Annotated in this window: 12 protein-coding genes and 1 pseudogene; 2 read left to right on the top strand and 11 right to left on the bottom strand. The window is 46.7% G+C overall.

The annotated features are described in order from the left end of the window. Positions 1-327: 327 nt before the first annotated feature. The 11 genes and pseudogenes from NF347_RS03030 to NF347_RS03080 form a co-directional block, all read right to left on the bottom strand. The gene (locus NF347_RS03030; RefSeq protein ID WP_107036981.1) at positions 328-867 is read right to left on the bottom strand and encodes a hypothetical protein; all 540 of its coding nucleotides are present in this window, start codon (positions 865-867) and stop codon (positions 328-330) included. Next, a pseudogene (locus tag NF347_RS03035) lies at positions 846-2,438 on the bottom strand (RHS repeat domain-containing protein); the annotation flags it as partial. The gene NF347_RS03030 and the pseudogene NF347_RS03035, both read right to left, overlap by 22 nt. Next, entirely contained in the window at positions 2,431-2,700 is a 270-nt protein-coding gene (locus NF347_RS03040) for a hypothetical protein (RefSeq protein WP_124076411.1), read from the bottom strand. The gene NF347_RS03040 and the pseudogene NF347_RS03035, both read right to left, overlap by 8 nt. A gap of 191 nt (positions 2,701-2,891) precedes the next feature. Beyond that, positions 2,892-4,922 carry an RHS repeat domain-containing protein gene (locus NF347_RS03045; protein ID WP_228449333.1) on the bottom strand — a complete coding sequence of 677 codons (2,031 nt, stop codon included), beginning with the start codon at positions 4,920-4,922 and terminating at the stop codon, positions 2,892-2,894. A 537-nt stretch (positions 4,923-5,459) separates the two neighbouring features. Further along, on the bottom strand, positions 5,460-6,194 hold the full coding sequence (locus NF347_RS03050) for a hypothetical protein (protein WP_107036995.1): 735 nt from the start codon (positions 6,192-6,194) through the stop codon (positions 5,460-5,462). 2 nt (positions 6,195-6,196) lie between these two features. Continuing rightward, positions 6,197-7,150, bottom strand: coding sequence for a relaxase/mobilization nuclease domain-containing protein (locus NF347_RS03055; RefSeq protein ID WP_107036994.1), 954 nt, complete (start codon positions 7,148-7,150; stop codon positions 6,197-6,199). Next, positions 7,131-7,517 (bottom strand): plasmid mobilization protein, encoded by a 387-nt coding sequence (locus NF347_RS03060; RefSeq protein WP_133165542.1) that lies wholly within the window; start codon positions 7,515-7,517, stop codon positions 7,131-7,133. The genes NF347_RS03055 and NF347_RS03060 overlap by 20 nt, the downstream gene beginning before the upstream one ends. Positions 7,518-7,701: 184 nt before the next feature. After that, positions 7,702-8,100 (bottom strand): DUF3408 domain-containing protein, encoded by a 399-nt coding sequence (locus NF347_RS03065; protein WP_161553891.1) that lies wholly within the window; start codon positions 8,098-8,100, stop codon positions 7,702-7,704. A 95-nt stretch (positions 8,101-8,195) separates the two neighbouring features. Then, positions 8,196-9,281 (bottom strand): DUF6371 domain-containing protein, encoded by a 1,086-nt coding sequence (locus NF347_RS03070; RefSeq protein WP_107036991.1) that lies wholly within the window; start codon positions 9,279-9,281, stop codon positions 8,196-8,198. Positions 9,282-9,371: 90 nt separating this feature from the next. Then, a complete protein-coding gene (locus NF347_RS03075; RefSeq protein ID WP_228449187.1) occupies positions 9,372-10,745 on the bottom strand; it encodes a DUF3987 domain-containing protein in 1,374 nt (457 codons plus the stop codon). After that, a complete protein-coding gene (locus NF347_RS03080) occupies positions 10,726-11,043 on the bottom strand; it encodes a helix-turn-helix domain-containing protein (protein ID WP_160631494.1) in 318 nt (105 codons plus the stop codon). The genes NF347_RS03075 and NF347_RS03080 overlap by 20 nt, the downstream gene beginning before the upstream one ends. Before the next feature lie 331 nt (positions 11,044-11,374). Here NF347_RS03080 and NF347_RS03085 point away from each other — a divergent pair, with 331 nt between their 5' ends. Both NF347_RS03085 and NF347_RS03090 read left to right on the top strand, forming a co-directional pair. Then, positions 11,375-11,746: an ISAon1 family transposase N-terminal region protein gene (locus NF347_RS03085; protein ID WP_107037119.1), complete on the top strand. Its 372-nt coding sequence runs from the start codon at positions 11,375-11,377 to the stop codon at positions 11,744-11,746. Then, entirely contained in the window at positions 11,721-12,686 is a 966-nt protein-coding gene (locus tag NF347_RS03090) for an ISAon1 family transposase (RefSeq protein ID WP_289744932.1), read from the top strand. The genes NF347_RS03085 and NF347_RS03090 overlap by 26 nt, the downstream gene beginning before the upstream one ends. Positions 12,687-12,836: the final 150 nt, after the last annotated feature.

Raw genomic sequence — 12,836 nt, forward strand, 5'->3', positions numbered from 1 at the left:
TGTGAATTATACCAAATAGATATGTTTCGAAGGTATATTAAAAACATAGGAATAATTTTTGTGAATTTAATTTCAAGGGGCGAATTTTGATGTACAAAATTATAATTCTACCCGCATATAGATTTTCCAATTTTAATTCACCTAAAAGATTTTGTCATAGTTTAATTTTCTGAACGTCACGCTTAACGACAAACATTTATATTATGAGGCTGGAATCAGTTTTAGTAAAAACCTGATTCCAGCCTCAATTCTAAGAGAATTTTATTGAACTCTGTTTATCTATCAATCGTATCTCACCAAACACTCATATGAGAATTTCGTGATGACCTAATTATGGCTTCGATACTGTACATTAAACGAGTTTTCAATCACACTAAAAAGGTCCTCGTAATTTTGAGGAAGGACATTGAGTATGCCAATTTCAAAATTATCTTTTCTGTAAAAACGATTTAAACGCTTAGTGTTTTTATTTAGATTAATGTGATTGCTAAGTTTATTTAATCGAGAATTGTCCGACTCTTCCAAATAAACTTTAAGATGACTAATAAGTTCACTATAATCCGAAAACTTATTTGGTTCATATATGATATAAATGTACTGATAATCTTTGAGTTCTACAACAGTTATCCCCATATCATAATCCACCCTTTTTACCATTTTTTTAGGCAAATTGAAAGAATATGATGGTATGGTATTAATTGTATCACCAGAACTTGGATTGGCATAGGCATATCCTAATACTTTTATGAGAGAGTAATCATCTCCCCCATTCGTGTTGGGGGAGATAATTGCTTTACAAGAAATCAGGGTGCATACACCAATTAACATAATTGCTAATTTAATAGCTATTTTGTCTTTGGTTTCCATTTATGAATCTTATCTACAGCTCTCTCAAATGATGAGAATTTGTAATTGTCAGAGTTCAATGCCCCAGTCCTGTTATAGAATCGTATTCGTTTTTCAACGGTTACATTTGGTGAACCACCAATTGTATTATGATTATTAGGAAGCTGAACCATCTTATAACCTAATACTACATTAGGACTATCTCCAACAGTATTATCTATGTCAGTTTGAGAGGGTAAATTATTGTATAATAACTTGCTATCACCTTCATGGAAGATTAACTGCGGGTGAGAATGCACATCATAGGAAACCCTGTCTCCAACGTTGACAAGAGCGTCAATTGCATCTTTCCAGTGAGCATCGTTAACAACATCGCCCTCTCCCTCAACAATTGGGGAAATCGTGCCGTTTTTTCCAACCCGGAAACCATGTTCATTGCCGGTTTTCTCGGTTAGATCATATGTTTCTTTCATGGTCTTTACAACTTCTCTTGATGGAACAGCCATACATTTGCCTTCGCTGACTGCGAGTGCAGCTTTATCCTTATCCTTCTTCGTTATAAAAACCATTACCCTGACATCTTTTTGATCATCTATGGTTTGAATATATGCTCCATTTTCGTTAAAATAGTCAGTTAATCCTAATGGGTCAACACGATTTATCGGATTGTTATGACAAAAAGTATAACTGGATATATCGGGCGAAATTTCTTCCATTGGATCCGTTGACATCCACAGACTGAGACGTGGATCATAGTAACGAGCACCGTAGTAGTACATACCTGTTTCCTCATCGAATTCCTTCGCGTTGAAGAGATAAGGCGTGTTCCATACGTTGTTTCGCTCCTCGATGAAGACCTCTCCGAAGGGGACATACTCTATGTGCTGAACCACTTCACCGTCAAGGTTGGTGATGAAGCTGGAGCTGCCGAGGTGGTCGGAATGATAGAAGAACTGCAAGTTCTCGTAGTTGTCGGGGTCTTTGAACGACCGCGAAACCGCGCGGGTCTGAGACTTCCGTGCCTCTGCCACCGCCGCCTCCATAGAGCCGTCGTTGCAGCAGAACCCTTCACCATCGGCATAGTTGTCATTGTCAGTACCGTTGTAGGGAACATCGAAGAACTTGTAGTTGTCCTTGATTACCTGTTGCTGGGCTGCATACTTCGATTTGTAGTCAACCGAAAGACCGTCGGTGTTCGCACCGGCATACTCGATGCGACGCGGGTCTGAGCCGTAGGAGGCGAAATCGCCGACCTTGGACACGATGCGTTGGCTACCGGCGTAGATATGCTTGGTGTAGCGACCTCCCTGATTTGCCACGAGATACGGGCTTACATAGAGGGAGAATTTAGCGGTGTTGGTCGAGCCGCCGGAGAAAACTCCGTTGACATAGACCTGATCGCTTTCGCCCGAAGTCTTGACAGTGCGTTCACCATCGGCATCGTACCAGTAGTTGGACACGAAACCGTTGTCGTCCACAGCAAGCAGACGATTCTCCTCATCCCAGATGAGCTTGCGCTCACCGACACTGTTGTCCCTATGTCCGTCAGTCATAACCCGGTTGGTGTTTACATAGACTATGCCATTAGATTCCATTGAAACCTGTTAGGCTTAGGTCCTTTTTTATTCGGTATATATATATATACCCGGTTGGATGAGCATATTTTATAAAAACACATTTTTTATTGTATTTTATTGCTTTTGCATAACTTGGTGATTTATCGTCAAAAATAGTTGTTTTTAAACTATAATACATCTCCTTAATAGGGGCACCAAATACCATCACATAGGAATATCTTCTAAAGTCTATTTTATTGGACTCAATGAAATTCTTAACATCAACAGTATCGTTCACCGATTCAATACAAACCTCAAGATCTTCTTTAGTATTTATAAACCTATAGGCATCAGGATAGTACGGAGTCTTAAGTGTAGTGAGCTTATAGCAAGCACTATATTTGATATAGTGCTTGCTATAAGCGATAGAGAGTAGACTTAAGACTATTGTCGCAGTAAATACGACAATGAGAAAAAGTCTTTTTTTTGTCATTTGCCCTGCTTTCTTAATGAGTTATTGGAATTGTAGTAAATGCGCCATTTACCTCCATTTGCTGGATATGGTTGCAAATAATCTGATGAAGGCGAAAATAAATCCATTAAGCCGTAATGGTAATTTACAGATTCACTTGTGCCTTGCACTCCATAAAATTTGAAATATTGAGCAAATACATACGCTATTGGTCGTTGTGACCCAAGCAAAGCTCCTTGTTGATGATCTCCTTCTCCGTGTGGATGTGGATTTGTGTCTGCAGAATGGCAAGAATACATATATAACATCGCATTTTCAATATTGCCAGTCGGTTGAGGAAGATCTTGAATATTTGGAGCAGGAGACCTTGAAATATTAGTTTTCCCATCTCCTGTTGCCGTAAACTGCTGACCTTCACCAACAAGAATTGATTGATTCTTCCCGTGCGTCATAATTAATACTTCAGAAATCTCAGTTCCATTCATATTTTTCCAATCTTCTGAGAAAGCCTGAGTAGTACTTGTCTGACTCATGGCTACACTTCCAGCTCCATACTTTTTGATGCCGTCATTATATTGCACTTTTGCTTGTTTGCTGAAATCTTTTGAATAAAATATGAATTTCTTGATATTCTTAGTATCTGTTATGACCTGCCCATCTAAATCAGTCCATTCTTTTCCATTGTAATCTATGTATATTATAGGATTATTGCCTGAGAAACAGTAGGAAGAATGGCTATAATATTCTTCTTGTGCTGGGTCAGTTGACATCCACAGGCTGATACGTGGGTCATAGTAGCGGGCACCGTAGTAGTACATACCTGTCTCCTCATCGAACTCTTTAGCGTTGAAGAGATAAGGAGTGTTCCACACGTTGTTGCGCTCCTCGATGAAGACTTCGCCGAAGGGGACATACTCGATGTGCTGAACTACTTCACCGTCAAGGTTGGTAATGAAGCTGGAACTTCCGAGGTGGTCGGGGTGATAGAAGAACTGCAAGTTCTCGTAGTTGTCGGGATCTTTGAAAGACCGCGAAACCGCGCGGGTCTGAGCCTTCCGAGCCTGCGCAACAGCCGCCTCCATTGAACCGTCATTGCAGCAGAATCCTTCGCCGTCAGCATAGTTGTCGTTGTCAGTGCCGTTGTACGGTACATCGAAGAACTTGTAGTTGTCCTTGATAACCTGCTGCTGCGCTGCATACTTTGACTTGTAGTCAACCGAAAGGCCGTCGGTGTTGGCACCGGCATATTCTATGCGGCGCGGGTCTGAGCCGTAGGAGGCGAAATCGCCGACCTTGGACACAATTCTCTGCGAACCAGCGTAGATATGTTTGGTGTAACGACCTCCCTGATTAGCCACGAGGTACGGGCTGACATAGAGGGAGAATTTCGCGGTGTTGGTCGAGCCACCGGAGAAGACTCCGTTGACATAGACCTGATCGCTTTCTCCGGATGTCTTGACAGTGCGCTCTCCGTCGGCGTCGTACCAGTAGTTGGACACGAAGCCGTTGTCGTCAACAGCAAGCAGACGATTCTCCTCATCCCAGATAAGCTTGCGCTCTCCGACACTGTTATCTCTATGGCCATCCGTCATTACGCGATTGGTGTTGACGTAAATAAGGTTGCCGTTTTTGTCGTACTGGTAGATGTGACCGTTCTCCACTTGTTGACCTTCGGGAGTCTCCTCAGTGCGGTAATTAACATCCTTTACACTTTCGAGTTGGAATTTCTTTCCTTCTTCCGAACTGTAGGCGTAAGTGAGGTCGTAACCGACATTGAGGGTGCCGTTGAACTGAACGTTGTCCTGAGTGAGATGCTGGCTCTTCGACTTGATGCGGTGCATATTGTCATAGCCCATAGCGAGGGTATAGGATGCGGACTTGTTGTCTGCTCCGGTGTATGTACCTTTGGCGGTGGCGAGACGATAGAGACCGTCATAAGTATAGGTGTGCGACATCTGGCCGCCGGCATTGCCGTTGGCAGGGAGAGAAGCATTATTTGCCACCGAAAGTACATTGCTGACCGCATCAAACGTATAGGCGTTGTCCATAATGGATGTGCCTCCGCTGTTGACAGCGAGATTGCTCAGGCGGCGACGGTTGTCGTAGGTGTAGAATGTCTCCGCGCCGTTGCAGTACTTCAGGTAGCTGCGCTGCTCGAACTTGTCGTAGCCTAACTTGGTGATGTAGTCATAGCCGTATGACTTCTCGCCGCGAACCTTTTCAAGGAGACCTCCGAGGTTGTAGGAATAAGTAACCTTCTCCTCGTCGGGATAGATCATCTCGATGAGTCGGTTGTGGCTGTCGTAAGTCCACTGGGTGACGTAGGTTGCAATCGCCTGATTTGGCACGATGAGAGTGCGGCGTGTCTTGGTCTGATTTAAGGTCACACCATTATCAATAGATATGCTTATACATCGCGTCAGAATCATTACAGGAGTTGAGATTGCTATTCCATCTTAATTAACAAAATTACGGATAATATTTAAACCAACAATGCGATATGCTGAAAAACATATCAGTATTACTCCGATTAAAAGAGAAATGCCACCGAAAGCTCATGTAGCAGCCGGTGGCATGGGATATATTTAGGGATTGGTAGGATAGTAGTTTACAAAAGTGGTGTCGGCTTGGGTTCTATGCTCCTGATGTCGGATTAGCGACCTCATGCTGTCAACTTCGTTGGGCTTGCCGTGGAGCATAAGGCGTTCACGGTGCATTACCACATTCATGTCGCGGTTAAGTCCACGCTCGTAACGGTAGAGCCATTCCACATCTTTTAGCTTTGAGTTTTTGTTGAGCTGATAGAAGAATCCATAACCGAAACCTCCGGCGGCGAGAAGTAGAACCGCAAAGATGGTATAGACCCAATGTGGGGTAGCACGCCACCATTGCCCCCAAATTATCGACTGGGCTTTGTAGCGCATGTCGTTCACCACGTCATAGAGCTTTCTTCGCTCATCCGCAAACTCCCTGCGGAATCCTTCATAAAGAGCGTCCTTGACCTTGTCACCCAAATTGTCGGACAGTACATCCGCAACTCCTTTCGACAGGCTACCCGGCAGTTGCTCCATGACTTTTTTGAGTTTGCCGTCGGTTGAGGTTTCTGATAGTTTCTCATCAAGCAGTTTGCCGACGCTTTCATTGGTCGCTATGTTGTCGGGCAATTTCACCGTTATCGGCCCTTGATTGACTGCTTGTGGCGGCGTTGCCTTCGCTTTTGTTTCGAGGGTCTCGATGCGAGTGCCATGGTTGGTAACTGTCTTTTGCAGGTCGTCAATCTGCTCACCTTGTTTCTTGACGTCATCATATAGCTTTGACATATTCAGTGGCTGTGTTTGATGGCTGGTTTCTTCTTTTTCTTTCTCATGTTTCTGGCAAATTCTTCCTCCTGTGGGTCATAACCGGGGCCGAGTGTGAACAGGTTTCCGACCGCTCCGATGGTTGCGCCCAGAACGTCCTCCACAAGAGATGGCTTTTGCGACGGTACATATTCGACCGTTACTTTCGGTTTCTGCTGGATTGAGTCTGATTGCTCAAATCCCTGTCTGCGGTTAAACTCAAAGAGGTTGTTCAAGCGGCGATATGTGAAAGCACGGTCGATTTTAGACCCGTTGACCGTTATATCGCCGTCTGTAAATTTCACCCCTATGTGTTTGCCTGTGTTGTGGTCGTCATGAAATTTTACCTCAATTCCTGCACAGGCGAGGCGGCGCGAGAACTCATCCCACGACTTACAGCCATAAATCGCCTGACTGATCCGCTCCTTGAATACCGGAATTCTGTCCTCGTATTTCTGTTTCAGCGGCGAGTATGTGAGTCCGTATTTGTCCTTGATGGCCTTTACAACACGGTCGCTACGCCTGAAATTATTGCGCTCGTCGACTGCCTTGCCTGACATATTCACACGATTATAGACGATGTGGAAATGCGGATGTCCGGTTTCCAGATGGCGCACGACAAGAAACTGGGTGTTCTTGATTCCCATACCTTCCATATGCTCTTTGGCAAGCTGAGCCATGAATTCATCGGTCATACGAGGCGCGTCAGCGTTGTCAAAACTGATGGAAATATGTCCTGCCGGATTCTCCTTGCCGGGCATAAATCCATGTATCGCTTCAAACGACTGCACCATTTTCGCATAGTCGGTAGTGAAAATATTTTCGCTTCCGATGATGCGCCATGTGTCCGGCGTATATTCTTCGGGGTCGTGGAACTGGCGCGTCACATACCCCACGACATCGTGAAACGTGCCGCTTTTAAGTATTCTTGCAAACATAATCGGTATCTTTATTGGGTCTCAATTTTTTGAGAATGTCAAACATCTTATCGACAACGGCGGCTAATTTATTGGCCGCGCTGCGAAGTTTGAGCTGATGAAAACAGGTCATTGCCTGATTGAAATCGGAACTGAGATTTAGTATTCCTTTGGCGATCTCCTGTTCAATCTCGCTCAGGCGGCTGACGATAGTGAGCCGGAACGCGCCGTGTCTGACATACTCCGCCATCTTTACTCCGGCGGTTTTTGACCGCTCAAGAAGGTCGGAGTATTCGGCATCGTTCAGTTTGATTGTCACCACATGGGTGCGCTTCTCATCGGTCGGTTTAGAGGGACGACCGCCCTTTCTGACAGTTGATTTACTCATAGTAGACATTGTTGTGGTTTATGTGGATTGGGGAGGCAAAGAGCGGCTTATACTGCGCAGTTTTGGGAATCGTTTTCGGAGAAAAAGAAATCCCGAAACATATCCTTGCCTTCCCAATTCACTACGTTCATCGGGAAGCTGCCCCACGGTGTACCGGGTGCAGTGGTATCCCGACATTATCATCTCAGAGTTTGCGCCAGACTTCGATGTCGTCGGCATAGAGTTCGAGGTGCCCCGAAAGAATGGCGTTGATGTAGCTGCCGACGCTGGTGTCACGGTCACCGAGGATACGGGCGATGCGTTCCAGCTTCGCCCACACACTGTCCTCGATGTTGACAGGGTGACGCTTCTCTAACTTTGCCGGTGAAAGATAGGCAGCCTTGAAGTCTGCGAAATCCGACTTGCGCTGTTGCTTGCCGATACGCTGTTGTTTAGGTGGCTCGGTTGTGGCGGCTGTGGCTGTTGCCTCGGTTGCCGTCTGTTCGTTATCAAACAGATTATCTGTGTTGGCAGGAGTGGTGCTGTTGACAGCGTTGTCGCTGTTAACAGGATTGACAGGGTTGGTTGAGTTATCTGACTTCATAATAAAATCGGGATTATGGGTTGATACTTTGGATTCGGGCGCATCGGTCAACTGAGTTGACTTGGATGCGGTTGTTGACGGAGATTTCTTTGCTGTCATGATTTATCAGTTTTTGAGGGTTTGTGAATAGTATCAGTATCCGGGTTATACCGTTCAACTGACACAAGAGTGAGTTGCAGATCATCCATGAGTTTCTGCAAAATCGGATTACAGCGTATCATTGATTGCAGTATCGCTTGGTCAGGCTCGATTTGCAGCAGATAATCTGCTATGTCGAGTCCGGCTGTTCGCTCGTCATCAGTGGCAACTTCTTCAAGGAGGTTGAAGATGCTTGCCTCGATACCGAGACTGCGTAACAAACTCAGCTTCTGCCGCCACTGGTCGGTCGCGCCAATATCGGGATACAGGATAACCTGACAGCCACGGAGAACACGAAGTGCATCGGCATTAAAGCAACCGTTTTTACCACCTGTTGCCAGCCACACATATTCCGGCAGATAATAAGATGCCACGATTGCAGTTTTTTCGCTCTCGACAATGGCAACCGGTTTGCCTCGGTTCATCGGCAAGAGGTGTTCGCCGAAAAAGCACTGACGCAGATTGAACTCCGGCAACTTCAACAGCGAATGAACCCATGTCACATGATTGAATGGCTCTTTGACACGCTTGCCGTTTTCGGCATTGTAGAGCATGACCTTACCCGTGCGGACACAACCTTTAATATCGGTCTGCCAGAAGACGCATGATCCCGGCCAGTGCTTCGATGTGCCTACGCGGTAATCCTTCATCAGACGGAGCGCGTCCTCGGGCCCAAACTTGGAGCGGAGGAACAGATAGAGATTGTTCTTCTCATATCCGTGCAGAGTCTGTGAAACAGTCTCTGCCGCGATGAAGGAGGTAGGCTTTAGCTGCTCGGTCGGTTTGGCTCGCCATGCTGACGGAGTTGCGAAATCACAGTGCACAGGCTTCGCCTGTGGATTACGCTCGAAATATTCCTTCGGCGTAAGATGATAGCCGCAGCTCTGTTCATGGTCGCATCTGCCGACATCGTCGGGAAACGAGATTTGTTTCTCGGTGTCAATATACCGGCTGAAACAACGTTTCTTGTGGCAGGCGGGGCAGGGATGTCGTGTAGCCACTCCTTTGTATGGCTGGAGAATGAATCGGTGTATATTATTCATAGATTCTCAAAAAATCGGTTCGCACTATCTGCATTATCTGCATTTTGGTTGGAGGAAAATGCAAAAAGTGCAGAAAATGCAGGTTTACAGTCATATCTTGCCATAAATTCCATGACGTATTTTCTGAAAGTGAATCCCGGTGAAACGCCTGATAAAATCCTTGAAAGTACGCTCCGGCATAGAATTGTCGGCTGCGATTTCAACACCCTGTTCAGTTGTGAACTCATCGGGTAGAGCCGACATCACGGCTCTTTGCAGTTCCGACAGCGACAGCTCGCGGATAATGCCCTGCACTCTTGTGGCGGTTGTCTTGAAATAATCCACAAGTGATATGGCATTTTCAACCGATACAAGCTCTATTTCCGATTTGTCAGCTTCACCACATGCCCAGCGCGCCATTTGCATTATTAGACAAAAGCGTATGGCATGGAAATCGAACTTGTTATAGACACCTTTCAGTGCGTCACATTCCTCCCGGTTACATTCCTCAGTGTTCTGACGTTGCCATTCGTAAAGTCGCGATTTTGCCTCAGGAGTGAAAGGCAGAATCCCAGCGACGATATTGCCGTCATCATCGGTTTCGTAGGGCATTGCCACAAGTCTGCCGATGATGTCAGCCCATGCCGCTTCTATGTCGAACGATGGTTCTCTGTCGCTCCACGGCTGCTTGTCCTGATTGCCGGGCATAACGAACAGCAGACGGTCGATGAAACCATTTGAGGTGCGACTTCCCTGAGCCAGCTCATTGAGTATACCGTTCTGTATAGTTCCCACAACCGAGATAAAAGGACGGCTGATATAAACCGAGTTTTTCACGCCCTTGCGGTCGGAGAACGACGGATTGGCATTGAACAGTTTGAGCCAGTATTCCTCGTCAGAACCTTTGTTGTAGCGGTTGAAGTTCTTGAACCATCCTGCAAGCTCGTCATTCCACATAAGTATGCCACGCAGATTCTGCGAGTGAATAAGCAGCATGGCTTCCGGGGTGGCGTCAGAAATAAGAAAACGTTTGCATACCGGGGCCACAGGGTGCGGGGCTGTACGCTCCTTCATTGGCAGTTCACGCTGACGCTCGTATTCCTCGCAAGCCTTGACATAAGCGCGTGTCGCCTTACCGTCCAACTCGGTGAACGGTCGGATGGCAAAATTCAGAGGATGCGACTTGCACGCTCCGGGTCTGCCCACAAGAGCCATGAACAGAATCGCGCTCTCATCCCACTTCCCTTTGAGCCGGGCGAAATGGGTGTTGCCGATGCCAAGACCGACAGCCACAAGCATAGCCCCGGCGAGATAATCCACCGGATAGCCGTAGCAGTCGTTGGCCTCACGTACAATCCTCTGCATCTTCATCGGCAACGCTCCTAACGGAAAATCTCCGCCGTTGACGCTAATGCCCATATCCACGGCTTTACCGAGTACAAGCATCGGGTCGATACCTTTTCTGTCAGATACGCTCTTTTCCATACTCATTAAGGACTTTGTTAACAGCCGACGTGCGGTAATATACTTTCGCGCCCACAAGCACGGCTTCAAGATATTTGCTCCTACGCCAGTTTCTAAGGGTGTTGGCGCATACACCAAGCATCCGCATCACCTCCAAACGGGGAATAAGCGGATCTGTGTCCGCCGCCTTCAACGTAGGCAGCAGTTCCTCCTTGGTCTTTGCTACTATATAGTCGGCAAATTCCTTGAGGTCGCACAGGGGGATGGCCAGTGTAAGCCCGGCCACTCCTTCCTGCAAAAGTTCGGATAAACCTGTCATGTTGATTTTATTCGCGTCGTCTGGGTTAAGACATTGACCGCACCGACAACAGTTAAATGCAGTCAAAGGCTGTTCAGCCTGACGCATCGGCAATCGTATTGAGGCGTTGGGGGCGACCGGTCTATTTTCCCCGTTGAGCCTCGTTACCACTATGCGTTTTCAGCGTTACAGCGGTGCAAAGAAAGCACAAATCTCGTGCACTTGCAAATGTATAACACTGATAGATAGTGGGTTAAATTCGTTTTGGTTCGTAACGAAATAAAACGAAGAAATTTGGGCTCAAGCCGAAAGTGCGGTGCATGAATTTTGGGAAAAGTGTTAAATTTGCGTCATGAAAACCAGTGATGCATTTTGGCAGTTTTTACCCGAAGGCTTAAACGAGCTGTTTGAGATGGTCAGGTTTGAAAAGACAGACCAATCCTACGACATATGGCTTGACGAGAAGAAGAAATTGTCTGATGAGGATTTTCGTAATCCCCATATCGTAGCGAGAGGCTACACGGACTATGTTACCGTACAGGACTATCCCTTGCGGGGTCGTCCTGTGTATCTGCATATGCGCAAGAACAAGTGGTGGGACAAGAAAACAAACGAGATATTCTCCTACAACCTTGAACTTCCCAACGAAGAAGGGACACGACTCAGTGCCGAGTTCGTGGCTTTTTTAAAAGACGAAGGTGGAGACGACAGCCCTGTCGATTAAGCACATAGCGCGGATGTACTGCGTAAGCGGCAAGTATTTTGCTGACTTATACCGCAATAAGCTGAGCGGCTACGCCCAGTGGTGCGAGAGCGAACTCGGTTGCGGATTCTACTTCAACGCCGCCAACATCGGCCCGTACATGAGCCTTGACGAGACCTGTCTGAGCAACGGGGAGGTATGGACTTTCCTCACCAACAAGGACGGTCATGGCGGCCCCGGAACGCTGGCGGCGGCCATTCCCGGCACCAGGAGCGATGAGATAATATCGATTCTTATCGGCGCGATGGGAAAATCAGTCAGACGCCGGGTGAAAGAAGTGACGTGCGATCTGTCGCCGTCAATGATGCTCATTGCCGCCGAGGTTTTCTACAACGCACACGTTGTCAACGACCGTTTCCACGTACAGCAGGTCTACAACGAGGCTGTCGATGAAATCCGTGTCGACATCCGCCGTCAGCTCATAGCAGAGGACAATTCCCGCGACAAGTCCGAGCCGCCGATGACGTACTCCAACGGCGAGACCATGCGTCAGATACTTGCCCGCAGCAAGCACACACTGATGATGTCGCAGAACAAATGGACTGACATACAGCGACATCGAGCCAACATTCTATTCAAGCACTATCCGATACTCAAAGCTGCGTATCAGCTCGCGATGGAGCTACGCCGCATATTTAATCTGAAAATCTCACCGACCAAGGCATTAGGGAAGATGAACAAATGGTATGAGAAAGTAATGGCATTGGACAACAATAACTTCCGTTCCGTGATCAAGACATTCAAGAACCATGCCCCGACAATAATCAACTACTTTCGCAGGAGGGCCACCAACGCCTCGGCCGAGGCATTCAACTCAAAGGTCAAGATCTTCCGATCGCAGATGCGTGGAGTAAGAGACCGAGACTTCTTCATCTTCCGATTGGTCAAACTCTACGCCTAAAATTTAACACTTCTAATTGCCCAATTTAACATATGCACCGTGCTTTCGGCTTGAGCCGAAATTTGTCTGAAATAGGGGTAAACCAAACTGCCAAAAACGACAAAAGCCACCCGACAAAATTGTCAGATGGCTTCTGCATTATGGTTTTGG

It is taken from the genome of Paramuribaculum intestinale (assembly GCF_030759015.1).
Lineage (GTDB): Bacteria > Bacteroidota > Bacteroidia > Bacteroidales > Muribaculaceae > Paramuribaculum > Paramuribaculum intestinale.

Bases quoted from the DNA above. Each gene is read 5' to 3' on its own strand.
- NF347_RS03050 (WP_107036995.1), bottom strand. From the start codon at position 6,194: ATGTCAAAGCTATATGATGACGTCAAGAAACAAGGTGAGCAGATTGAC.
- NF347_RS03070 (WP_107036991.1), bottom strand. From the start codon at position 9,281: ATGAATAATATACACCGATTCATTCTCCAGCCATACAAAGGAGTGGCT.
- NF347_RS03030 (WP_107036981.1), bottom strand. From the start codon at position 867: ATGGAAACCAAAGACAAAATAGCTATTAAATTAGCAATTATGTTAATT.
- NF347_RS03080 (WP_160631494.1), bottom strand. From the start codon at position 11,043: ATGACAGGTTTATCCGAACTTTTGCAGGAAGGAGTGGCCGGGCTTACA.
- NF347_RS03075 (WP_228449187.1), bottom strand. From the start codon at position 10,745: ATGGAAAAGAGCGTATCTGACAGAAAAGGTATCGACCCGATGCTTGTA.
- NF347_RS03055 (WP_107036994.1), bottom strand. From the start codon at position 7,150: ATGTTTGCAAGAATACTTAAAAGCGGCACGTTTCACGATGTCGTGGGG.
- NF347_RS03060 (WP_133165542.1), bottom strand. From the start codon at position 7,517: ATGAGTAAATCAACTGTCAGAAAGGGCGGTCGTCCCTCTAAACCGACC.
- NF347_RS03085 (WP_107037119.1), top strand. From the start codon at position 11,375: ATGAAAACCAGTGATGCATTTTGGCAGTTTTTACCCGAAGGCTTAAAC.
- NF347_RS03065 (WP_161553891.1), bottom strand. From the start codon at position 8,100: ATGAAGTCAGATAACTCAACCAACCCTGTCAATCCTGTTAACAGCGAC.
- NF347_RS03045 (WP_228449333.1), bottom strand. From the start codon at position 4,922: ATGGACAACGCCTATACGTTTGATGCGGTCAGCAATGTACTTTCGGTG.